This window comes from Pediococcus claussenii ATCC BAA-344 (assembly GCF_000237995.1).
Taxonomy (GTDB): Bacteria; Bacillota; Bacilli; order Lactobacillales; family Lactobacillaceae; genus Pediococcus; species Pediococcus claussenii.
The window spans coordinates 1,529,662-1,552,705 of record NC_016605.1 but is presented as its reverse complement, the minus strand read 5'-3'; the positions used below and the strand labels follow the sequence as shown (position 1 = coordinate 1,552,705).

Below are 23,044 nucleotides of genomic sequence, written 5' to 3'. Positions count from 1 at the left end.
TAAATTGAGAGCGGGACACAAGTCAATAAGTGACGAATGCTAAAGTTAAACTTAGAATGATGATGGTATTGTTATTCAAAGTTTGCTTTTAAGCGGAGTTACTTGACTTGTGTCCCGTTTTTTAATCGTTTAGATTTTAATTTTGATCCAGTTTTATTATTGTTTGGGTTAGTCTTTATATTGAAAATGATTGCAATATACGTTCTTTTTGTCTAGAACTTTTCTGGTCCAATCCAGCAATGTTATGCCATTTAAAATGAATCAAACGTGTTTTTAAAAACATTCCGCGGAACAGTGCTTTTTTTAGTGGTGATCCAAAAAAAATTCGATAAAGCCAGTTAGGAGTTGTCATGGTGGTGATAACTTCAATTTTTGGTTGGTTTAGTTTAGTTTTCATGTTTTTAGCAGTATAAAGAATGTTTTTGGCATATACTTTATCAATGAATCCCTTAGTCATTGCAGGCATTAATTCCCACCATACCGGGAACATGAAGATCACTTGGTCGGCGGCTGCGATTCTTTGTTGATAATCGGCAACTTGGCTATTACAAGGGATTCCTTGACGCCAATGAGATAAATCTTGAGCTGTCATAGTCGGATTGAAATGGTCTGCATGCAAATCAATTAGATCAACTTGAACTCCCCTCTCTATTAGCGTGGACGTAACCCTTTTTAAGAGTGCTGCTAAAAACGACCTATGATGTGGAATGTTTTCCGAGGCTCTTGCGGTGTATGGATGGTCAAATATTATTACAGTTTTCAAATTTAAGTTCTCCTATCAAAAATATTAATAATATTTTAGGTTGGATTGAAAATAAGTGCATTAACATATGTTAAGTAAAGAGGTAAAAAGGATGAACAGGGCTTTCATAGACCGATTCAATATATCAACTAAGGAGTGGAGCAGAATACAGCACTTCTTTTATGAAAAAACAGTTCCCGCCAAAACAAATCTATTATATGAAGGAGACATAGCGGATCAGCTTTTCTTTGTGAACAGAGGAATGGTCCGACTATGGCATAATCACGACGGAAAAGATATCACTCTGCAGTTTTTCCTAGAGAATCAGATGGTTTCATCATTTGAGAGTTTTACACAAGATATACAGAGTGATTTTTCAATTGAATGCGTAGAAGAAACAAGTGTCAGCATAATAAGTAAGAGTAATTTACAACTTTTATTTAGCCAATATCCGTCTTTTAAAGATATTATGTTACAACAAATAACAAAGAGATTTATTGATTATACAAAGTATTTTTTGTCACGGATTGAAGATTCACCTCAAGAACGGTTTTTGAGATTGGAACGAGTAAACCCTGAGCTAGTTGATAGGGTGCCAGATATGTATTTAGCGTCGTATTTGGGAATAACACCTGTTTCGTTAAGTCGAATTCGTCATAGGATCAAAAATTAATATTACAATCAAAATGTTAGCGATTTCAGTGTATTTTCTGGCATACTGATAGATAAAGATACTGGTTATTGATGCGAAACTTTTGAGAAACTTCTATATTAGAAACGGAGGTTGCCGATGGATTTTAAACCGATTGTACAAAAATCAAAAATTTTTATGCAGGTCTTTATTAAAAGATATAGTGCTTCGCAAATATCAAATAACTCGATTGTTTTATCATATTATTTGTTATTATCAATTTTTCCGGCCTTAATGTTTTTTGGAAGTTTACTACCAATTTTAAACATCGATATTGCAACGGTTTTAGAGTATATAAAAACCGCTATTCCAAATACGATTTATGATGTTGCCGCTCCGTTTATTAGGGATTTTCTTGGCAGAGGAAATGGTGGGTTGCTATCAATTGGAGCGCTTTTAACGTTGTACTCAGCTAGTAAGGCGATGGTTGCTTTTCAGAATACAATCAATCAGGCCTATGGTATTAGTAAGCGTCCTAACATGATTATTAGTCGAATATTAGCATTTGTACTAACACTTTTGATTATTGCAATAATTGCGGCACTGATATTCTTTTTTAGTTTTGGACAAACAATAGTGTACTATCTGACACCGATTTTTAAATTGCCGGGGGATTTATTCAACTTGATTGGTCAGATTAAGTGGCCAATTATGTTAATCGGAACATTCATTTGTTTAACACTTTTATATTATTTAGCTCCACATAAGAAGATTAAATTCAGATATACAATTCCGGGTGCTCTAGTTGCAACGATTGGACTATTGCTGTTATCTCAACTATTTTCACTCTACGTACAGTACTTTGCCCGTTCTGTAAGTAGTTATAAGGCTTTAGGAACATTTATTATTGTACTGTTTTGGCTTAATTTTCTTTCAATGATTGCTTTATTGGGAGGAGTTATAAACGCTACTTGGCAGGACTTGCATACAAAGAAAAACGAAGAGACAAAAACGGATAGCGAAAGTAAAACATAAAAATAACCTAACATTAGTTTTGTGCCAAACGAGTTAATTTGGAACTAGTGTTAGGTTATTTTTAATTGCAGTGCTTAATTAACTATTATTCATGCTTAAATCATGGGTTAGTTGATCGAGGAATACCTTAGCAGTAGGTGATAAATCTCGATTTTTAACCCATATGAGACTTGAAGTACTTGTAATGTTTGGTGATAAGGGAATAAAGCGTAATTGGGATTGATTTGTATTGACAATACCATCAATGCAAAGGGCGTAACCAACTCCGGCTGCTACTAATAAAGATGCGTTATACAAAAGATTATAAGTTGCCACAATATTTAAATCGTCAGCTATGTTAGTTTCAAACCATTCGTTAATTGCCACTTTAATCTTAGTTTGACTGGAAATTATTAGTTTTAAAGACAGTAAGTCTTGTAAAGAAACAGTATCTTGCTGGGCAATTTTAGAATTGATAGGGGCAAGAATCCCCCAGCGACTTGCTCCTGGCAAACTAATAAAATCAAAATCATCGCCTATATTGATGTCTAAAACAATGCCAAAATCAAAAATACCAGATGTAAGATTGTGGTGTGCCACGTCAGCGTTTGTGCTGGTTATTTCAAAGTTGATATTGGGATATTTTCTTTGTACATTGCGAATAGTTTGCGCGACGAGGAGAAAAGATCTCGCTTCTGCACTTCCAATATTAATAATCCCAGATATTACCGTATCTTGCTGTAGATTTTCAATGGTTTTATCAGCTAAAGACAAAATTTGATTGACTTGATTGTAAAAATATTCACCGGCGGAGGTCAGCTGAATATTTTTATGACCCCTTTCAAATAAAGAAGTTTCAAGTTCTGATTCTAATGACTGAAGTTGTCGTGAGATAGTGGGCTGAGATACATGTAACTGTAAAGCAGCCCTAGTTATGTTTTTTTCCACAACGACTGTCTGAAAATATTTAAGGACACGTAACTCCATGATTGAGCACCTCAATATACAATTTGGTTATAGTTATCAATTCAATATAAGCATTAGACATGGATATCGTCAAGCCATATATTATAAGTATTGAGAGTTTGAGGGCCAAGGCTATGAAAAAATAACTGGATAAAGTACAACTAGAAAGATTTAGTAGTAGTCGACGGTAAGTATACGTTAGAACGTGGGATGGTATTAATTCCAGATGGTACCAATAGGCAGCTGCTCAAAAGGCGGGTCGTATTTATATTGATGAACGGAATTTTGAAATATAATTTGCTACCGTTCATGACTCAAATCTGTCTCAAAAGATTAGCGATGAATATGAATAAAGCACCAAAATAGCGTTTATTTGAGTTCCATTCTTGAAGAAGACCTAATGCAAGCCATGGTTAAAATAATATCGCACTAATATATTTTTTAAGGAGATAGTGGAAATGGCAAAAAATAAAGAAGTCGAACAGGGAATTATATTTTCGAAGGGTCCCAAAAATAATGCGTTTGCAAAATACTTTGTTGGTCAAAGCTATTTACAGGGATTGGTGGAAGATCCCGATGTTAGTGTAAGCGTTGGAAATGTAACGTTTGAACCAGGGTGTCGTAATAATTGGCACATCCATCATAATGGATATCAAATTTTGCTTGTTACGGGTGGAGAAGGCCTTTATCAAGAAGAGGGAAAGCCGGCACAACGTTTGAAGGCTGGAGATGTTGTTGTGACACATGATGGAGTAAAACACTGGCATGGGGCAACTAATGATAGTTGGTTTTCGCACATAGCAATAACAGCAGGAACGCCAGAGTGGCTAGAAAAAGTTAGTGATAGTGAATATCGAAAAGCAGAGGAGAACGCAAAATAATGGTAAAAAAACAAACAGCAGGACGGGATAATCTGGGTAGTTTTGCTCCACAATTCGCTGAATTAAATGATGATGTTTTATTTGGTGAGGTCTGGTCAAGAGAAAAACAATTATCATCCCACGATAGAAGTTTAATTACAGTTTCAAGCTTATTGACGCAAGGAGTTCCCCAATTAGAGGCACATATGAAAATTGCTAAAGCAAACGGGGTTACTAAAGAAGAAATGGTCGAGTTAATTACCCATTTAGCATTTTATACTGGTTGGCCTAAAGCGTGGAGTGCTTTTAACGTAGCAAAAGAGATCTATAGCGATGAATTCTGATCAGATTGATATTTTCAAAAGATTATTGGAAGGTAACCTTGTCAGAGCCGATGATAAAGACTTTTATAAAGTACATCAGATTGTTGAAGAGAACGCCAAACTTTTAATGGAATTCAATAGTGAAAGTAAAATCGATAAGAGAACAATCATTTTCAAAAAAAACTGGAAAAATTTTGTCAAAGATTTGCGTATTAATCCTCCATTTCAAATCGATTTTGGAAGGCATACTTTTTGTGGTTTCAGATATGAATAGGATGAACGATGGGGATAGTTTTGGGGCCAATGTTCAAAAGCAGCTATATGGAAACAAAATTGCAAATTTATTGAAAGAATTACCAAAACATGCCGGAGACTTTATGGCACATTCCAAAGGAAGCTTAAAAGCTGGTAACTCCGAATCTGAGTTAGTCTAGTCCGTGATTTATTTGCTACCATACATCGGCTTTCCGTTGGTAATTAATAGTATTCAGAAGATCCACCAGGTTGTGATGGACTTAGACGAAGAAAACAGCGAATGGACTTTCAAATTGATGATAAATAATCTATATGAATGCTTAGTTATTGAAAAGGTCAAATTCCGGTTATGGTGGGAATTTGGCCTTTAATGGTTAATTAAAACTATCCCTAAAAATAGGATAGACAAACCAAATTAGGCTTTTAAATGTTTAAAATTTATTAACACGTTCTTAAATTTGAGTTTTGAAATTGTACCTAGTAGCGAGTTACGAGTAGAATTAAGCAACTAACAGAGATTGGAGGATACTAATGCAATTTCGATTTTTACGACCACTTGGCTGGCTTTTCATAATTGGTGGAACTTTTTTTATGATAACTAACAATAACAGCCCATTACCTGCAATACAAAGGGATAATATTCAGAATGGTATAAAAGATGTAATTGGGAATATTCAAACAAATGCAGAACAGTTAATTCAAACTGAGACAAAGAAAAATACAAGTAGTAAAGCAGACAAATCAACTGAACCGGAGGGAGCAACCCCACTCGAATCAATTGTTACACCTGGGACTCTTAAGAATACGTACTATTATCATTTTAGTGATCAAGCTTCAAAGCAGGTTAAAAGCGTATTTGGTGCCGCAATTCAGGAATATAATGCCACGGGAATAGTAAAATTAATGCCAGGAAGTGCAGATCCACAACAGAATTCAATTACTTTTGGAGTTTATGAAACTTATAATAGCTCGAGTGGCCCGAATACGTTGGAATTGGGTAAAGGCGGCCCCAAAATTACTGAGAGAACTGGAATATCAGGAACGACAGATACTAATAATGCATCTGCTAGTTTAAATGTAGCTTATTCAAAATCAATCTCTAAATCGGTGGCTCTCCATGAATTAGGTCATGCATTAGGATTAGATCATAGTAAAAATGAAGCTTCAGTTATGTATCCTATTGACCAAGGAGTTGTAATGTTGTCCAAAGGTGATTTAGAGGCGTTGAGATATATTTATAGTAAATAAGTAGGGCTGGTACAACTGGAATTATGTTGTATTTGCTGTAACAACGTAAGATAATAACAAAAGAAAGTACGTTAATGGTAAAATAATGCAATAAAAAACGAGCATCCCGAAGTGAAGGGGTGTTCGTTTTGTTGTTAATTATGGTTAATAAATTGTTAAAATAACAGCAGAGGTTTTTAACTCAGGAAAAGGAGCTTTATTATGCAAGTTAAATATCGGATTAAAGGAATACGTGCGATTACTTACACAGCACTTTTTGCCGCTATTATTTTTATTGGAATCTCAGTTCTTAGGATTCCAATTCCAGCTTTGGTTGGACGACCGTTTGTCCATTTTGGAAATAGTTTGACGGTTTTAGCTATTTTGATTTTGGGAGGGCGCCTAGGAGCAATTGCTGGAGCGATTGGACTTGGTGGTTTTGACTTGCTCAATGGGTACGCTGCCACCTCGTGGTTAACGGTGTTAGAAGTCATTATCATGGCATTGGTTGTCAGCGGAATGGTTCATTTTTTTCATGATAATGACCGGACTGGCAATGTTATAATCATCAGTGTTGTGGCAGGGATTACCAAAGTTTTCACTTCATATTTTAGCTCACTTATTACAGCATTAATGTACGGTACAACGTTTAAAGCAGCGGTTGTAGCATCTTTTTTAAGCCTACCTGCCACTGTTATTAATTCAATATCAACAGTAATTATTGTTCCAATATTGTATTTTGCGGTTAAAGATATAGTGTATCGGTCGATTAGATAAGGTCATCTAGATATTAAGGTAGAACACCCCATTCCACCACCAATACAGAGTGTAGCAACGCCAGTTTTGGCGTTTTTTTGTTTCATTGCGTAAATTAGAGAAACCAGTATGCGAGCGCCAGATGCCCCAACGGGATGGCCTAAGGCAATGGATCCACCATGAATATTGACTTTGTTGGTTGGAATCTTGAGGGTGCTAATTACGGGGATAGCTTGGGCAGCAAAAGCCTCATTTACCTCAAAAAGGTCAATATCATTAATGCTTATGCTCTCGTGTTCCATTAGTTTTTGGGTGGAGTTAATTGGGCCAAGTCCCATTATAGTTGGATCAATTCCTGCCATGGTACCATAATTCCATTTAGCAATTGGAGTAAGACCTAGGTGATGCATTGTATCTTCATCCATTAGTAAGACGCCTGCAGCCCCGTCATTGATTCCAGCGGAGTTAGCAGCAGTTACGACTCCATCAGGTTTGAAAGCTGGTTTCATATTATCAAGTTTATTAATATCCAAATGTGGACGCGGAGCCTCGTCTAAATTAATTGTTTTATTGGAAATTTTAACGGGAATAATTTCTTCGGAAAAGCTTCCATTAGTTTGAGCCAGAACTGCTTTGTTTTGACTATTAATTGCGAAAATATCCATCTCATGCTTAGATACTTTTTTTAATGTGGCAACATTTTCGGCTGTAATTCCCATGGGATAGTTATTAAAAGCATCTGTTAACGCATCGTTCATCATTGAATCAACCAATTCGTCATTTCCCAGACGATATCCAAAACGTGCTTTGCGTAACAAATAAGGTGCATTTGACATGCTCTCCATTCCACCAGCAATTGCAACTTTAATGTCACCCATTGCGATCAATTTGGCAGCTTGATTGATACTTTCTAGTCCTGATCCACAAACGGCATTTAGGGTAAGAGCAACAACACTGTTAGGTAACCCTGCGTTTAAGGCGGCTTGCCTTGCTGGGTTTTGTCCGTTACCAGCCTGAAGGACATTTCCCAGCAATACTTCGTCAACGTCGTCAGCAGATACGTGCGCTCGCTTTAATAGCTCTGCAATCATCAGAGTTCCTAGGTTAACGGCAGAAAGGTCTGCTAAAACTCCCCCCATCTTTCCAATCGGGGTACGACCAGCACTAACAATGTAAACATTTTTCATTTAGTATAAATATCCCTTCTAGTTTTATCTTAAGTTTAAGATACCGCGTGGTTGTTAGAAGAGGAAGTCTAATAGTAATTATTTTCAATAATTTTAAAAAATAGGTTATATATAGAACAATTCGAATTGATGTTATAAGCCAATTCTTTGACTTGAGGTTGTAGACACGATATTCTACCGATAATTAAGCAATGTAAGGGCTTAATTATCGGTAGAATTGGTTATTTGTTCAACATAAGGAGGAATTGGCAATGTCAAACGAAGTAGTATTGGAGACCGAAGCACAGGATTTTAGTAATGCAAATAAACCGCACCCTCGAATTTATGAGTTAGAACCAACTGAGGGTAGAAAACTATTAGAAACAGTTCAGAGCTCACCAGTAAATAAGTATAACGTTGATATCGAAGATACCATATTTTCAGCTGGAAAATGGGGTGATATTTCGGTTAGATTTGTAAGACCGGCTGGAAATTATGCTAAACTTCCGGTTATTTTTTATATTCATGGTGCGGGATGGGTATTTGGTAGTTCTAAAACACATGATAAGCTGATTCGTGAATTGGCAGTCAGAACAAACTCAATCGTTGTTTTTCCAGAGTATAGTCGTTCTCCAGAAGCTAAATATCCAACCGCAGTTGAACAAAATTTTTCGGTTTTGCAGCAATTAAAAAAAGTTTCTGAAGAGCAACACTTGGATTTAGAACGTTTAACAGTCGCAGGTGATTCAGTTGGTGGGAATATGGCAACCGTTATGACGATCCTAACAAAACAAAGAAATGGGATTCCAATTAAACAACAACTTCTTTACTATCCAGTTACTGATGCTAATTTTGATACGGAATCATACCAACAGTTTGCAGAAAACTATTTCCTTACTAAGGAGGGAATGGAGTGGTTTTGGGATCAATATACAACTGATCCCAAGGAGCGTACCGAAATTACGGCGTCACCATTACGTGCGTCAATTGATCAATTAACAGGTTTGCCACCAGCTATGATTTTAAATGGTGAAGCGGATGTTTTACGCGATGAAGGTGAAGCATATGCGAATAAGTTAAGGGAAGCCAATGTTGATACTACTCAAATGAGATTTCAGGGTATGATCCATGATTTTGTAATGGTAAACTCGCTGGATCAAACGAGGGCAACCCGTGCAGCAATGGATGTTTCGACTGCGTGGATAATGAAGGGTAATAATCATTGATTTTTGTAAAAAGCAAGGATTAGGCTGCCTTAAGAACTGAAAGCTGAATAGATTCTTTGGGTCAAGGTGTAATGCACGACCAGTGGTAACAGTTGTTAGAAATTGAAGCCCGAGGTCTTCGTTAAGCGGTTGATCTAGTGGGAGTCTAGAACGATAGTAAAGTTTGGATGGAAAAAGGTAAAACTCAAGAATAGAGTGATTAAATTGATCAGATTTGCATTGACACGAATGGTTATTTTTCGTTGATGTTATTCTGATTCAGGTAACCCAGCGTTTTATTTCGCTATCAATATTACTGCCCGCATCTCGAAAAGTTGCGGGCTTTTTGTGGTGGGATTTAAACTACGGATCAGCAATTTATGGATTTAGCAACTGAATTGGTTAAAAGAGAGGGGAACAATATAGATGCCGACGCATTAAATCAGTTGAATGATATTGATTATGCTAGGAAAGTAACAATATATGTAAACCTTGAACCGTGTGGCTATTTTGGAAAACAGGCCATGTACAGAAAAATTAAAGTCATTTTCATAGAGACCTTTTTGGGTATAACTTTAATTTTTTATTAAAAATCTAAAGTTTCTACCTTTGACCCTAGAAAGGGATATTCAGCTTGTACCCAAGGGTGTATGATTAGAAACGCAAATTCAATCGAAGAGGTAGACAAGTGAAAAAAAGAATATATGGATTACTCATCATAGCAATAACGTTGATAATCGGTGCGATAACAAATGTTGCAATAACACACGCTACCTCCAAAAATGGCTCCTTTAATGGGCTAACCATTGACGTTGCTCGGCATTATTATCAGGTTAAAACGCTTAAAGGTTTTATTCATCAGGTAAGTATTGATAATGGCCAATTTGTGCAACTTCACTTGAGTGACATGCAATCGTTTGCCATTGAAAATAGTACTGTTGGGCAGACACTTGCGAATGCAACCGAAACAAATGGGGCATGGCAAAATAATACCACTCATCAAGAATTTTATAGTAAAGCTCAAATTGCAGATTTAGTATCTTATGCGAAACAACAACATGTTACCTTAATTCCAGAAATTGATACACCTGCCCATATTGACGGATTAGTGGCTACTATGAAAGCAGCTGGAAAACAAAGTATGGTTAAAAAACTAATCTGTCGTTCCTCTTATTATGGTGACGAATTTCGACTATCCTCAGACAGTATAAAGTTTGTAAGCTCAATTGATACCGAAGTAGCACAATCTTTTGGTGGTCAGAAAAATGCTAGGTTTCATCTAGGTGGGGACGAATTTACGAATTCAACAAAAAAGAATCCGGCTTATGTTAAATACTTAAATGCTTTAGCCGCCCACGTTAAGGGCCTTGGCTTTATTCCGGAAGCTTGGAATGATGGCTTCCTGAAGTCCAATCTTAAAGGTATCAATCATGATATTCAGGTTACTTACTGGAATTGGACGGCTGATGAGACAGGTTCCGCTGGAGCTAAGCGACGTAAGACTTGGGCGTCTATGCCACGACTTATTCATGATGGATTTAAGGTATTGAATTACAATGATTATTATTTATATTTCAATGTTAGTCCGCAAAATATAACAGCTAAGAATGTGAAATATATGAATTCTGATATGAAACAAAATTGGGATCCTACTATTTGGGATAACGATAATGATTCTAACTTAGATTCGCTTCATAATATCGTTGGTAGCAGTGTTTCTATATGGTCGGATCAAGATAAAAAAATAACCGATCAGGAAATTTATAATAGCTCTAAAACATTTATTAAAAGTTTTTTGAAACTAGCAAAGCAACCAATTAATTAAACTTTGGGGGAGTACTTATGAATATAATTAGCTCTTACGTTATTTTGTATCCAATGATTGTATCAATTATTTGGATCGTGAGTTCCATTTTTTTCTCAATTCAGCAGCATGTGGTTCCACTAGTTAATTCTCATCATGGTAAACCAGATGACCTAGTATCAGTATTGATCCCGGCCCATAATGAAAGCGCCACTCTTCTTGGAACTGTCGAATCCGCCACTGAACTGAGTTACCAAAACATTGAACTGATTTTAATCAATGATGGCAGTGATGATGATACTCTTTCTGTTATGAATAATCTTGCAGAAAAATATAATTCCCGCTGTCCAATTAAAGTGGTTACTGTAACCCCTAACCAGGGAAAAGCCAACGCACTGAATGTCGGGGCACAACATGCACAAGGTGAATTTTTGTTGTGCCTAGATGCTGACTGTTATGTGGATAAGGAGGCTCTTAAACCAATCTTAGCGAATTTTTACGACGATGAGAAGGTTGGTGCTGTTGCTGGGAAACCGATTGTGCGCAATCGAACAAGCTTATTGGGCCGTCTAGAATTACTTGAATACATAGGGGTCATTGATATTATTAAGCGCGGGCAAGCCTTTATTACTGGACATATTACAACTGTATCTGGAGTTGTCGTTGCATATCGTAAGGAGGCTCTAGCAGATGTCGGATGGTGGAATAAGAACTCTTTAACAGAAGATATTGATATGACTTGGCGTTTGTATCGGCATAATTGGTCGGTTCGCTACGCCCCACAAGCTGTTGCGTGGATTTTAGTTCCCGAACATATAGGCGCACTTATTCACCAACGACAACGTTGGGCACGAGGCGGTTTTGAAGTTTTATGGCGGAATAAGGGGATGTTTGTCCACGGATCACTGAGTGCACAAGGATTGTTAGTTGATATGATTCTTAGTGATATGTGGGCACTTTCTTGTACGTTTGTACTTTTATTTTACGTCATCACGATCGGATTTACGCAAAAGCTTATATTGGATGGCGTGATCCTATTTGTATTACTTTTGATCAGTTTAGTACAATTTATAATTGGGTTTATAGATTCTAAAAAATCAGATTTCATCTCTTGGCAAGACCTTTTATTGTTACCGGTGTATATTATTTTTTACTGGTTTATTAATTTAGCGAGTTGCTTAGCTGCACTAGCATCGTTCTTTTTGGATACAAATCATAAAGGGACTTGGAACAGTCCAGATCGAGGCTTATAAATGAAAACATCTAAAACAGTAAATAATAATTTAATTATTCGGAAGCATTCAAGTGTTCTTTCTTCAATTCGTCGTTTCATTATCTTGATAGCTTTATGGGTTGGAACTTTTTATATTGTTTATATCAATATTTGCTTTTTACTAAATATTTATTCTGATAATTTAGTCTCAGAATACCTTGTTCTTAATCTATCGCTCCATCTATACAAAGTTCTTGGATTGTTATTAGTTATAGTGACGATTCTAATTTCTATAATTGGTACTTTGCATATTAAAAATTTACAGCGGAGGGCTAAACAACGTGAAAAAGATAACGCGTAAATGGATTTTAGCAATTGTTTTAGTTGTGATTGGCATTTTTTTAGCAATCAGTGTGCGAAGTAGTATTAAATTTGAACTTGGAAACAAAGTAAGTTATGAGGTTCCCTCCCGATATCAGCGAGTACCAAGTGGTATTATGGTGTTTTGTTATCATCGGGTTCTTAAAGATACGCGCACAGTGCGTCTTAGTGAGGACTTGTCTTCAAATAGTCAGTTTCATGATTTTAATGTAAATTCTAATGATTTTAAAAATCAGATGACTTATCTCCACCAACATCATATTGAAGTGATCTCAACTAAAAAAATGATTCAACTTATCAGCTCGCATAGACCTTTACATCATCGTTATGTGGTTTTGACCTTTGATGATATTGATAGGACAACTGTTGATAATGCTTTACCAGTTATGCTTAAATTCCATTATCCTTTTACTGTATCTATTATTACTGGAAATACCGGTGAATATCGTGCAGGTACAAAATTAGCTACTTGGTCTCAAATAATACAGATGAAGAAAAAAGCCGGCGATCTGATTGATTTTGGGGTACACACAAATAATATGCATTATTTAACTTCCAATGGTACCCCAGTATTTAACGTTCCAAGTAACTTTAGTAGATTTAAAGGTGACTATGCGTTGAGCCAAAAAGTTCTTAAAAAAGAGATTGGTTCAAAAACTAATATTTTTACTTACCCCTACGGTAGTGGTGATACACAGGTTCAATCTTTTTTACAAGAGCAACCACTAAAGGTGATTTACACGTTAAATACTGGTATTGTACGCCGTCATTCTGATTTGAAGAATACACCACGAATTATCGTAAATAGCAATAGTTGGCCAAGTATAAAGAAATGGCTAACTCATCCAGAAAAATTGGACTAGGATACTATAAATGGGACTGCACTTGGCTGCGGTCTTTTTTTGTGTATTTGTTTTTTGATTTTTTAGGTATAATATTATACAATATATAGTATTATAGGAGGCATAAAATGTCTATTCAAATTCCAACGGTTGTTTTAGATGGTTTTGTACTATCTATATTGGCAGAAGGTGATTCATATGGTTATGCAATCACACAACATGTGCTTAAATATGCGGATGTATCAGAGTCAACTTTGTATCCAGTTTTGAGACGTGTAAAAAAACAAGGCTTGGTAACCACGTATGATGAGCCCACTAATGGTAGGAATCGCAGGTATTACCGAATCACCAATGAGGGGAGAACTAAGTTAGATGAAACTAGACAAGAGTGGATTCAATTTAGTGAAAATGTAAATAACTTATTACTAGGGGGAAAGAAGTGACATGGATAGGTATTTAGAAGAACTAAAAGGGTATTTAAAAGCTTTACCAGAGTCAGATCGTGATGATGCAATTGAATATTATCAAGAATATTTAATGGATGCGGGTGTTAGAAATTATGATGACGCAGTGCAAAAACTGGGGTCAGCGCGTAGAACTGCAAATAAAGTTCAGGCGGATCGAGCGGTTGAGAGTACTGGCAATGAAAGCAGATTTTTGAAAAAGTCTAAAAATACGAATCCAGCAATGGTTGTTTGGTTAGTAATATTAGCGTTACTATCTTCGCCGGTAACCATTCCCTTAGCAATTTTGTTGGGAAGCATAGTACTGGTAATTGTACTAATGCTGCTGACAGTTGTTGCGATTCCATTGATGATTGGGCTGGTAAGTATTTACATTGGTTTTAGAGTTTTATTTATGGAATGGGCAGTTGGATTGTTTTACATTGGAATTGGACTGGCTTCATTAGGCGTCATGTTATTTATTGTTCCAGCGGCCACTTTAGGACTGAATTCTTTGAAAAAATTGGCTGTCAGAATTTACCGAAGGGCTTTTGGACATAGGAAAGTGGAGATGGAATAAATGAAAAAAACGTTGATAGCTGGTTTAATTTTGGTTGTATTAGGATCAATACTAGGTGGTGTTGGGTACGCCAATGGTGGTATGAAATCGATTGTTGAAAAGAATGGGAAAATTTACTTTAATGTGCACAAAACTAAAAATGAAATTTCCTACGAATTCGATGGTAGTAAGTAGTTATTTAAAATTTAAAAAAGCAGGAAATTAAATGGCATAGTTTACTCACCAATTTATTTCCTGCTTTTTATGAACTAAGGTTTAACACTCCTAAGTGGTATTTCAATATTAACAATGCTTCCCTTAGGCTGGTTATCTTCAATCCAAATCCGTCCGTGATGATTTTTAACGATAACACTTGCAATTGAAAGCCCTAAACCACTTCCACCAGTTTTACGATTTCGTGATTTTTCTTCCCGAAAGAATCGATCAAAAACTTGATTTTTATCTTTAATACCAGTTCCGGTATCGATAATGCTAAATAGCCAGTTATTTTTGTGCTTTTTAATTCTTATATTGATTGAATCCCCTGTATCAGTGTATTTAAGACTATTATCAATTAGGATAATTATGAGTTCTTTAATTTGATTTGGATCAAAATAAAGTTCTGATTTTAAATCATTTTGGAAATTAAATTCTTTATTTTGACTGAGTGCGATTGCTCTAAATGGTTCCAAGATAGTTCGGAAAAAAGTCTGAGGATTAATTGTTTCAGGCTTTAAAACGTTTGTGTTAGAGTCCGAGCGCGCTAAAACTAATAGATTATTTGTAAGTTGTTCCAGACGGGTGATTTCTGACAGTGAAGTTGCAATGGACTCACTTTCATCGATGATTTTACTGTTAGGCTTAGTGAGCATATATTCCATTTTATTTTGAATAATTGTTAGTGGAGTTCGGAGTTCGTGTGCAGCATCATATACGAACTCTTTTTGTTGATTCCAAGATTTTAAAATAGGACGCATATTACGTTTAGAAAGAAAATAACTAAGTAAGATCGAAATTACCCAAAAAATTAACATGGCAATGATGAGCACGGTTTGGAAGCTTTGAACCGCAATTCTTTCAGAATCTGTGTTTTCTAAAATCAAAACATATTTTCCGGCGTATATAAAGTTAGGACTGCTTTTGGGTACTTTTATAAGTAACGCTCGAAATGAACTTCCTTGATTGGCGTAATAGTTTTGAATCTGATTCAGGTGCTTTTTATTTAGTTTTATATTTGAGAGAAGGTCAAAACGATCTCCTAGACTAGCCTTGTTAAGTAACTTTCCATTGGCATTGAACACTAATAGATTAGTCCTGAATGGAGCATTATTAGCACCAATGAAGCGACGAGGCATCATTGTAGAGAATTGGCTCTGATCAGGCTGATTGATTGAAGGAGCCTCAGAAGCTTGGGTAAGCATAGTTTTATTTAACGTAAGATCGTGATCAACATTATTGTAGATGACGGTTTTAAATAATGTGAGGACAACCAAACCTAATATTGCAAAAAGTAGAGCGAAGCTGACTAAAGAACTGATAAAAAAGCGATTTTGTTGACTACGATTAATATTATTTTCCATCTGTATTCTCCACAAGATACCCAACGTTACGAATAGTTTTGATATATTCGGATACACCAAACAATTTGAGCTTTTTACGAAGCATACTCATATAGACTTCGACAACAGATGAATTGGTGTCAGAGTCATACCCCCACAGTCGATCAAAGATCTGGTTTTTAGTAATAATTGTGCCCTTATTTTGTAGCAGGTAGGCAATTAATTCATATTCTTTTCCGTTCAATGTTTCAGAACGATCACCATCATGAATTGTGTGATCATTAGTATTAATTTGAATATTTCCGATTGTTAGTGAATCGCTGACCAGTAATTTTCCTGAGCGTTTTAGTAGGGATTTTATGCGAACAATTAATTCTTCACGATGAAAGGGTTTGACTAAATAATCATCAGCACCAACATTAAAGCCACGGACTTTATCATCTAATGAATCCTTGGCTGTAAGGATTAAAACGGGTGTGGTGATTCCTTCAGAACGTACCTTTTTAAGTAAGTCTAAACCGTTTTGCCCGGGAAGTTGAAGATCAAGGATGATCAGATCGTGAATGTTTTGCGTAGCTTCAAATTCCCCATCAATTCCATCAAAAGCCTGAGTAACAACAAATTCATCACTAATAAAGTCCTTGATACTATCGGATAAATTACGGTCATCTTCAACTATTAAAATTTTGAGTCGATTCTCGGTCATAACGAATGCTTCTTTCCTAATATCTACAATTTTTAGAAGTACCAATATTCACACAATGTAATATTAATATACTCCAAAAGTCAAATTTAATAATTTTTTCGTTTTAATGTTCGTTTAAGGTTGGGCGTATATTCTAATAGCATCAACAAAGAGGAGATGAAGTTGTGAATTACATCAAGCGAGCTTTTGCATATATTTGGCAAAAAAAAGGTCAGTCAGCACTATTGATCTTAATTATGTCAACGGTTCTAACCTTCGTACTAAGTGGAATTATTATCAAAAATGCGGCAATTTCGGCGACACAGTCGGTTACTAAGAACGCAGGTTCAACCATTACGGTATCAGTTGATCGGCAAAAAATGTTCGAACAAATGCGTAATAGTGGTGGAACTCCATCCTCAATAAAGAGCTTTAAGCAGCCAACTTTAGATGTGAACACCCTTAAAAAGGCCGCTAAGCTTAGCACAGTTGCAAGTTATAACATCACTACTAATGCCTCAGTTAATGCTGAATCGTTTGATACAGTATCGACTACTAGTGGTTCATCAGGCGGCATGATGTTTGGTGGTAATCGTGGTAATCAAGGTGATACACAGCTTTCTGGTGTAACTGCTACTAATTTATCCGCAAACTTTGAGGATAAGGATTCAGTTTTGAAATCTGGAAGACAGCTAACCTCGGCAGATGCTAACACAAATAACGTTATGGTTGAAAGTGAACTTGCAAAACAGAATAACATAAAGGTTGGTAGCACAATCAAGGTTAAAACAACTGCAAGTAAGGCTAAAAATATCAGCTTGAAAGTGGTAGGCATATATACGGCCAAGACTAGTACATCAAATTTCCCGGGAATGGATCCAAGTAATACGATTTACACTAGTTATACTTTGCCTAGTCAAATCAATGGAACCACAGGAAAAGCAAGTAGCGTTACCTATACTTTAAATAATTCTAATAAAGAAAGTAGCACTCAAAAACAAATCAAAAAGCTTATTAATAATAGTAAGTTTTCGGTTACTTCTGATAGTCAAACGTATGCCCAACTACTTCAGCCAATGAAGAACGTTGAATCGTTTGCAAATAAGATTGTCTGGATTGTAGCTATAGCAGGTACCATTATCCTAGCGTTGATTGTGATCCTTGCAGTAAGGAGTCGCCAACACGAAATTGGTACCCTTGTCTCATTAGGAGAAACAAAACTTAAGATTGTTGGTCAGCTGTTTATCGAGTTGTTTGTAGTTATGGTTGTTTCATTGTTTGTTGCTGGTGCACTGGGTAATGTGATTGGTAATAAAGTGGGAAATCAACTATTAACTCAACAATCACAAACTACTAATTCAACAGGAGGAATGCAAGGTGCTCCTGGTGGACAGCGTGGCGGATTCCAAGGTGGTAATAATGGTGGTGGAATGATGGGACAACATCATATGGGTACGAAAGCGGGTACTAAAGTGAAAGCATTGAAGAAGCTGAATGTGAAGATTTCGCCTAGTTCAATGGTTAAACTTGGTGGATTAGGGCTTGTAATTATTGCTTTAGCAGTTGGCATTGGTTCAATCAGTATTCTAAGACTACGCCCCAAGGAAATTCTTGCGACAGAATAAGACCATAGAAAGAAGGAGGACATTCTATTGAAATTACAGGTTAAAGAATTAACACATGCATATGATGGAGGTCAACCATTATATGAGAACGTTAATTTAAAATTTGATTCAGGTAAGTTGTACACAATTGTAGGTGAATCTGGTTCAGGAAAGACAACACTGTTATCATTTTTAGCGGGACTTGATGTTCCACAAAAAGGCGGCGTTTACCTTGAGGATATTAATATAAGAAAGATTGGACTTACTAATTATCGAAAACGGGATGTAGCAATAGTTTTCCAACAGTTTAATCTTCTAAATTATATGTCAGCATTAGACAATATTTTGACAGCATTGAGTATTACAAAGTCAAAACATCGTGGTGATCGGCAATATGTCTTGGATATGCTGAATAAGGTCGGAATAAACGAACTTGACGCTAGGAAAAATGTACAATTGTTATCTGGTGGACAACAACAAAGGGTTGCAATTGTAAGAGCAATGCTGGTGGACGCACCAATTGTAATTGCAGATGAGCCTACTGGTAATTTAGATAGCGAAAATTCTATGGGTATTGTAAAAATGTTTCAGGGATTAGCGCACGAAAGTGGGAAAACCGTTATCATTATTACTCATGATGTTAACGTTGCGGAACAGGGTGATATTAAAATTCAGTTAAAAGATCATCAATTTTCGACTTATGAAAGTTAAATTTGAAAAACCCATCATACGAGGGAATGATCCGTAACAATTGTGGCTAACCTAATCCAAGTGTGACGGAACCATGCAGATTCCGGATCATAACAGAGTATGATTGAGTGCATTAATTTGTTTTATACTTCCCCCCTAAGAATAGTAAAACGAATTAAAAGTAAAGTACAAACGTTCATAAAACTATCCCCCAAATAGTATTAATGAATCGGATTATGTAAAATACAAATTTCATCAACTATCCCCCAAAGTTAGTAAATGAAATAAGTTTAAACAAAATTAAAGGAAGTGTGCCAAAGATTTTTGGTACATTTCCTATTTTTATGTTGATCTTAATTTTAGCGACTGTTTTGGTTATCTAAATAATAAATAATTTGACAAACGAAATAAGAGGAGTATTCTATTATTTGCTTACAAAAAGTAAGTATTAGAGAAAAGAATTGATCTTATAAATAGTAGAGGCGAATTTTTATGACAAAGATGAAGGCTGGTCAAGCTTTAGCTAAGGTTTTGGAAAGCTGGGACGTTGACCATTTATACGGAATTACGGCAGACTCAATTAATAATACGGTTGATGGATTATATCAAGAACGGGAAAACTTGAAGTATATTCAGGTTCGTCATGAAGAGGTTGGTGCGCTGGCAGCGGCAGCGGATGCTAAATTAACTGGTAAAATTGGGGTTAGTTTTGGTTCAGCAGGACCTGGTGCAACCCACTTATTTAACGGACTTTATGATGCAAAAATGGATCACGCTCCGGTGTTAGCGATTGTTGGACAATCGAGTACTGAAGTGATGAATACTAATTTCTTCCAAGAAATGAATCAAGATCCGATGTTTACTGATGTAGCAGTTTTTAATAAACAAGTTGTAAGTGCACAACAAATACCATACGTTGTTGATGCAGCAATTCGAGCAGCATATGCCAATAAAGGACCAGCGGTTGTAATTATTCCTGATAATTTGTCAGGTCAAGAAATTGATTATTCACCGCTTAAAACTGATAAAGTATATGAAAAGGCAATGATTTCAGCAATTAGTACGGATTCAATTGACCGTACAATTGCGATGATAAAAGAAGCTAAACACCCTGTTTTATGGATTGGGAAAGGTGTTGCAGGCGCTCGAGACGAAGTAGTTCAAGTATCAGCCGATTTTCAGATGCCAGTGGTAACGGCCATACCAGGAACTGGCATTATGCCCACAGATAATCCTAGTTTTATGGGATCAATGGGGCGTCTGGGTACTAAGCCAGCCTTCGAAGTAGCGCAGGCAGCAGATTTAGTATTATTTGTTGGAACTAACTTTCCTTTTGCTCGTTTTTGGCCATCTAATGTGAAAGTAATTCAAGTTAATAATAATGCTGAAGATTTAGGTAAACAGCATGATGCGGATTTAGCAATCTTGGCAGATGCTAAAATTTTTCTAGATGATTTATTATCACGTAATGTTAAGTTGACTGCTAGTGATTGGTTGAAAGCGGCTCAAGAAGATAAAGCTAACTGGGACCAATGGCTAGATGGCCTAGCAAATGATGACAGTAAAGGATTGCGTGCTGAGAGTGTTATTAAGGCTATCAAGGAAAACTCAACGGATTCTTCAGTATTTGGACTTGATGTCGGGAATAATACAGAGTGGGCAATGCGCCAATTACCGTTAAATCGTGATCAAAAATTCACGTTATCTGGTTGGTTTGCTACTATGGGTTATGGATTACCAGCGGGTCTAGCAGCCAAGTTAAGTTATCCAGATCGTCAGGTGTTTAGTATTTCTGGTGACGGAGGATATGCAATGGTAATGCAAGACCTATTGACAGAGGTAAAATATAATTTGCCAGTAATTAACGTGGTGTTAGAAAATCAATCATTTGGTTTTATTCAACACGAAAAGTTGGTTGCAAATCAAGCACCATATGGAATTGATTTAATTGGTGCCAACTGGGCTCATATTGCGGATGACATGGGTGCCATTGGTTTTACAGCTACAGACCTTCCTTCACTTCAAGCAGCATTCAAGAAGATAAAGGAACTGGAAGCATCAGGTAATACTAAGCCAATTGTCCTTGATGCTAAAATTCGTAACGTTGATCCAGTTGATACAGGGTTTATGCCATTAGATCCAGACCAATTTGATGAAAAAACAATTCAAGCCTTTCGTGATCAATACGAGTTGGGCGACCAGCCAGCATTAAGTACCATACTAAAACAGAGATCAAAATAAGTTTGGATGTTAGCAGACTTTGTTTTGTGTAACAACTATCTCGTTAAACAAATAACCCCTTTAGATGATGAATACTTTCATCGTCTGAAGGGGTTATTTTATTGTGTTTAGCTTTTATCTTTTATTAGGCGTTCTTTTTTGAAGCAGCAATCTTACGTCCAAATTCAGTATGATCAAAGTTATCAATGACTCGACGTAATTCGTTAAGTCTCAAACTAGCACCGAAAAGTGGGCTTCCAGGTTCAGTCATAATTCCATCGGCGATATTGTAATGGATTACTTGATCAAATCCCATTGTATTGACAAATTTTGCAACTTCATCAACAGCTTCTTTATTGTCGCCAGTTACAAAGAGTGCTTTACGTTTAGGATCTCCCTCTGGATGTGCTTCTTCTTGCAGGTTATGATATCCCATGTGGTTGAATGTTTTAACAATTGTACTGTTTTTAAAGTAGTCCTGAACCTGTTCACTGGAAGTAGATTCTGGATTAAGAACTTCTTCTCGAATTCCATCTGTTTCCCACCAATAGTTCATTGCATCAATTACTAACTTGCCACTCAGCAATTCAGGGTCAATATTCTTATAACGACTTAGGGGAATAGCGAGGATAATAATATCGCTATTCGCAACAACATCTGAATTTTCAGAAGCAATGGCACCTGGTACTAGTGTTTTAATTGTTAAATCAATTTTTTCCACGGAACCAGAACCGGAAATTCTGACTTCATATCCAGCGCGCAAAGCTAGGTCAGCTAGTACAATTCCAACTTTTCCAGCGCCTAGAATTCCAACTCTTTTAATGTCCATTATTTTGAAGCCTCCTTTTCACGTAAAATTTCTTTGACGCGAGGAATAACTTTAGTAGCATAAAGCTCAATCATACGCTCGCGTTGAGCAGCTGTCTGATTACCAGCACCATAAACCAAATCAAAGCGACCAAGTCCTAGTAAATCGATAGTACGCGCCATTCGTTGTGCAACTTTTTCAGGATTGCCGACATAGAAAGAGCCGACCTTAGTTTCTTCATCGAACTGTTCGCGACTCATTGGTGCCCAACCTCGTGTTAGACCAATCCGATCAAAGTTAGCCTTAATATTTTTGTATGCTACTTCAATGGCCTCATCTTCATCGTCTGCGATAAAGCCATGAGAGTGAACAGCAACTGGAAATTCTGGCATTTCAAGGCGTTTAGCTGCTTCATGGTATAAATTAATATATGGTTTAAAGCGATCGGCTTGACCACCGATGATCGCAATAATTACTTTGTAACCGAAGCGAGCTGCTCTAATAATTGATTCAGGAGATCCACCAATACCGATGTAAGTTTCCAATTCGCCATGTTCTGTTTTGGGATAAACTTCTTGGTTTTCAAGTGATGCACGAAACTTTCCAGACCAAGTAACTGGTTTTTCAGTACGTAGTAAATCATACAATTTAAGTTTTTCATTAAATAAATCATCATAATCAGTTAAATCATAGCCAAACAGTGGAAATGATTCTGTAAAGGAACCACGTCCTAACATAACTTGTGCACGTCCGTTTGAGAGACCGTCGAGTGTAGCAAAACGTTCATAAACTCGAACTGGATCATCAGAACTAAGTACTGTAACTGCTGTAGCTAATTTAATGTTATTTGTTTTGCCGGCAATTGTTGCTAAAACAGTCTCGGGACTAGATACACTGTAATCAGGGCGATGATGTTCACCAACTCCAATTACATCTATTCCATATTTATCAGCTAATTCACCTTCGTGAACAATTTGGCGAATTGATTCAGCTGCGGATTTTAAACTACCATCCTCATTAGCAACAATATCACCAAAGGTTTCAATTCCAAATTCTAATTTATCTACGTCTACCATGTGTTTCAAGCCTCC

General features: G+C 36.4%; 26 protein-coding genes. 19 read left to right on the top strand and 7 right to left on the bottom strand.

The window, feature by feature from the left end; all coding sequences use genetic code 11:
* Positions 1-175: 175 nt before the first annotated feature.
* A complete protein-coding gene (locus PECL_RS07730; RefSeq protein ID WP_014216028.1) occupies positions 176-763 on the bottom strand; it encodes an NAD(P)H-dependent oxidoreductase in 588 nt (195 codons plus the stop codon).
* Between the two features lie 91 nt (positions 764-854).
* On the opposite strand from PECL_RS07730, the gene PECL_RS07725 reads away from it, so the two are divergent.
* Positions 855-1,415, top strand: coding sequence for a Crp/Fnr family transcriptional regulator (locus PECL_RS07725; RefSeq protein ID WP_014216027.1), 561 nt, complete (start codon positions 855-857; stop codon positions 1,413-1,415).
* Between the two features lie 117 nt (positions 1,416-1,532).
* On the top strand, positions 1,533-2,408 hold the full coding sequence (locus PECL_RS07720; protein WP_014216026.1) for a YihY/virulence factor BrkB family protein: 876 nt from the start codon (positions 1,533-1,535) through the stop codon (positions 2,406-2,408).
* 78 nt (positions 2,409-2,486) lie between these two features.
* Here the strand turns inward: PECL_RS07720 and PECL_RS07715 are convergent, their stop codons facing one another.
* The gene (locus PECL_RS07715) at positions 2,487-3,374 is read right to left on the bottom strand and encodes a LysR family transcriptional regulator (protein WP_014216025.1); all 888 of its coding nucleotides are present in this window, start codon (positions 3,372-3,374) and stop codon (positions 2,487-2,489) included.
* A gap of 437 nt (positions 3,375-3,811) precedes the next feature.
* On the opposite strand from PECL_RS07715, the gene PECL_RS07710 reads away from it, so the two are divergent.
* The 6 genes from PECL_RS07710 to PECL_RS07690 all read left to right on the top strand — a co-directional run bounded on the left by PECL_RS07710 (position 3,812) and on the right by PECL_RS07690 (position 6,795).
* On the top strand, positions 3,812-4,234 hold the full coding sequence (locus tag PECL_RS07710) for a cupin domain-containing protein (protein ID WP_014216024.1): 423 nt from the start codon (positions 3,812-3,814) through the stop codon (positions 4,232-4,234).
* The gene (locus PECL_RS07705; protein ID WP_014216023.1) at positions 4,234-4,557 is read left to right on the top strand and encodes a carboxymuconolactone decarboxylase family protein; all 324 of its coding nucleotides are present in this window, start codon (positions 4,234-4,236) and stop codon (positions 4,555-4,557) included. Before PECL_RS07710 ends, PECL_RS07705 begins: the two co-directional genes overlap by 1 nt.
* Positions 4,547-4,810 (top strand): LbetaH domain-containing protein, encoded by a 264-nt coding sequence (locus PECL_RS07700; RefSeq protein ID WP_014216022.1) that lies wholly within the window; start codon positions 4,547-4,549, stop codon positions 4,808-4,810. The genes PECL_RS07705 and PECL_RS07700 overlap by 11 nt, the downstream gene beginning before the upstream one ends.
* The gene (locus tag PECL_RS10170) at positions 4,803-4,970 is read left to right on the top strand and encodes a hypothetical protein (RefSeq protein WP_156681821.1); all 168 of its coding nucleotides are present in this window, start codon (positions 4,803-4,805) and stop codon (positions 4,968-4,970) included. Before PECL_RS07700 ends, PECL_RS10170 begins: the two co-directional genes overlap by 8 nt.
* 352 nt (positions 4,971-5,322) lie before the next feature.
* Entirely contained in the window at positions 5,323-6,039 is a 717-nt protein-coding gene (locus tag PECL_RS07695) for a matrixin family metalloprotease (protein WP_014216020.1), read from the top strand.
* A 201-nt stretch (positions 6,040-6,240) separates the two neighbouring features.
* Entirely contained in the window at positions 6,241-6,795 is a 555-nt protein-coding gene (locus PECL_RS07690; protein WP_014216019.1) for an ECF transporter S component, read from the top strand.
* Between the two features lie 2 nt (positions 6,796-6,797).
* Here the strand turns inward: PECL_RS07690 and PECL_RS07685 are convergent, their stop codons facing one another.
* The gene (locus PECL_RS07685; RefSeq protein WP_014216018.1) at positions 6,798-7,961 is read right to left on the bottom strand and encodes a thiolase family protein; all 1,164 of its coding nucleotides are present in this window, start codon (positions 7,959-7,961) and stop codon (positions 6,798-6,800) included.
* 251 nt (positions 7,962-8,212) lie between these two features.
* On the opposite strand from PECL_RS07685, the gene PECL_RS07680 reads away from it, so the two are divergent.
* The 8 genes from PECL_RS07680 (at position 8,213) to PECL_RS10165 (ending at position 14,582) form a co-directional block, all read left to right on the top strand.
* Complete coding sequence (locus PECL_RS07680) at positions 8,213-9,166, top strand: alpha/beta hydrolase (protein ID WP_014216017.1); 954 nt, start codon at positions 8,213-8,215, stop codon at positions 9,164-9,166.
* 667 nt (positions 9,167-9,833) lie between these two features.
* Positions 9,834-10,970, top strand: a complete 1,137-nt coding sequence (locus tag PECL_RS07670; protein WP_014216015.1) for a family 20 glycosylhydrolase — start codon at positions 9,834-9,836, stop codon at positions 10,968-10,970.
* Between the two features lie 17 nt (positions 10,971-10,987).
* A complete protein-coding gene (locus PECL_RS07665; RefSeq protein WP_014216014.1) occupies positions 10,988-12,202 on the top strand; it encodes a glycosyltransferase family 2 protein in 1,215 nt (404 codons plus the stop codon).
* Entirely contained in the window at positions 12,203-12,523 is a 321-nt protein-coding gene (locus PECL_RS07660) for a hypothetical protein (RefSeq protein WP_041534658.1), read from the top strand.
* Positions 12,504-13,406: a polysaccharide deacetylase family protein gene (locus PECL_RS07655; RefSeq protein ID WP_014216013.1), complete on the top strand. Its 903-nt coding sequence runs from the start codon at positions 12,504-12,506 to the stop codon at positions 13,404-13,406. Before PECL_RS07660 ends, PECL_RS07655 begins: the two co-directional genes overlap by 20 nt.
* 107 nt (positions 13,407-13,513) lie before the next feature.
* The gene (locus PECL_RS07650) at positions 13,514-13,828 is read left to right on the top strand and encodes a PadR family transcriptional regulator (RefSeq protein ID WP_014216012.1); all 315 of its coding nucleotides are present in this window, start codon (positions 13,514-13,516) and stop codon (positions 13,826-13,828) included.
* 1 nt (position 13,829) lies between these two features.
* The gene (locus PECL_RS07645; protein ID WP_014216011.1) at positions 13,830-14,408 is read left to right on the top strand and encodes a DUF1700 domain-containing protein; all 579 of its coding nucleotides are present in this window, start codon (positions 13,830-13,832) and stop codon (positions 14,406-14,408) included.
* Entirely contained in the window at positions 14,409-14,582 is a 174-nt protein-coding gene (locus tag PECL_RS10165; protein WP_014216010.1) for a hypothetical protein, read from the top strand.
* Positions 14,583-14,656: 74 nt separating this feature from the next.
* Here PECL_RS10165 and PECL_RS07640 read toward each other — a convergent pair whose 3' ends face one another.
* Both PECL_RS07640 and PECL_RS07635 read right to left on the bottom strand, forming a co-directional pair.
* On the bottom strand, positions 14,657-15,967 hold the full coding sequence (locus PECL_RS07640; RefSeq protein WP_014216009.1) for a sensor histidine kinase: 1,311 nt from the start codon (positions 15,965-15,967) through the stop codon (positions 14,657-14,659).
* Complete coding sequence (locus PECL_RS07635; RefSeq protein WP_014216008.1) at positions 15,957-16,652, bottom strand: response regulator transcription factor; 696 nt, start codon at positions 16,650-16,652, stop codon at positions 15,957-15,959. Before PECL_RS07635 ends, PECL_RS07640 begins: the two co-directional genes overlap by 11 nt.
* A 164-nt stretch (positions 16,653-16,816) precedes the next feature.
* On the opposite strand from PECL_RS07635, the gene PECL_RS07630 reads away from it, so the two are divergent.
* From PECL_RS07630 to spxB, 3 genes are all read left to right on the top strand, one after another.
* Positions 16,817-18,256, top strand: a complete 1,440-nt coding sequence (locus PECL_RS07630) for an ABC transporter permease (RefSeq protein ID WP_014216007.1) — start codon at positions 16,817-16,819, stop codon at positions 18,254-18,256.
* Positions 18,257-18,283: 27 nt separating this feature from the next.
* Complete coding sequence (locus PECL_RS07625) at positions 18,284-18,946, top strand: ABC transporter ATP-binding protein (RefSeq protein ID WP_014216006.1); 663 nt, start codon at positions 18,284-18,286, stop codon at positions 18,944-18,946.
* Between the two features lie 471 nt (positions 18,947-19,417).
* A complete protein-coding gene (gene spxB, locus PECL_RS07620; protein WP_014216005.1) occupies positions 19,418-21,166 on the top strand; it encodes a pyruvate oxidase in 1,749 nt (582 codons plus the stop codon).
* A gap of 124 nt (positions 21,167-21,290) precedes the next feature.
* On the opposite strand, the gene PECL_RS07615 is transcribed toward spxB, so the two are convergent.
* Both PECL_RS07615 and PECL_RS07610 read right to left on the bottom strand, forming a co-directional pair.
* Complete coding sequence (locus tag PECL_RS07615) at positions 21,291-21,977, bottom strand: NADPH-dependent F420 reductase (protein ID WP_148265554.1); 687 nt, start codon at positions 21,975-21,977, stop codon at positions 21,291-21,293.
* Positions 21,974-23,029, bottom strand: a complete 1,056-nt coding sequence (locus tag PECL_RS07610; protein WP_014216003.1) for an LLM class flavin-dependent oxidoreductase — start codon at positions 23,027-23,029, stop codon at positions 21,974-21,976. Before PECL_RS07610 ends, PECL_RS07615 begins: the two co-directional genes overlap by 4 nt.
* Between the last annotated feature and the right edge of the window lie 15 nt (positions 23,030-23,044).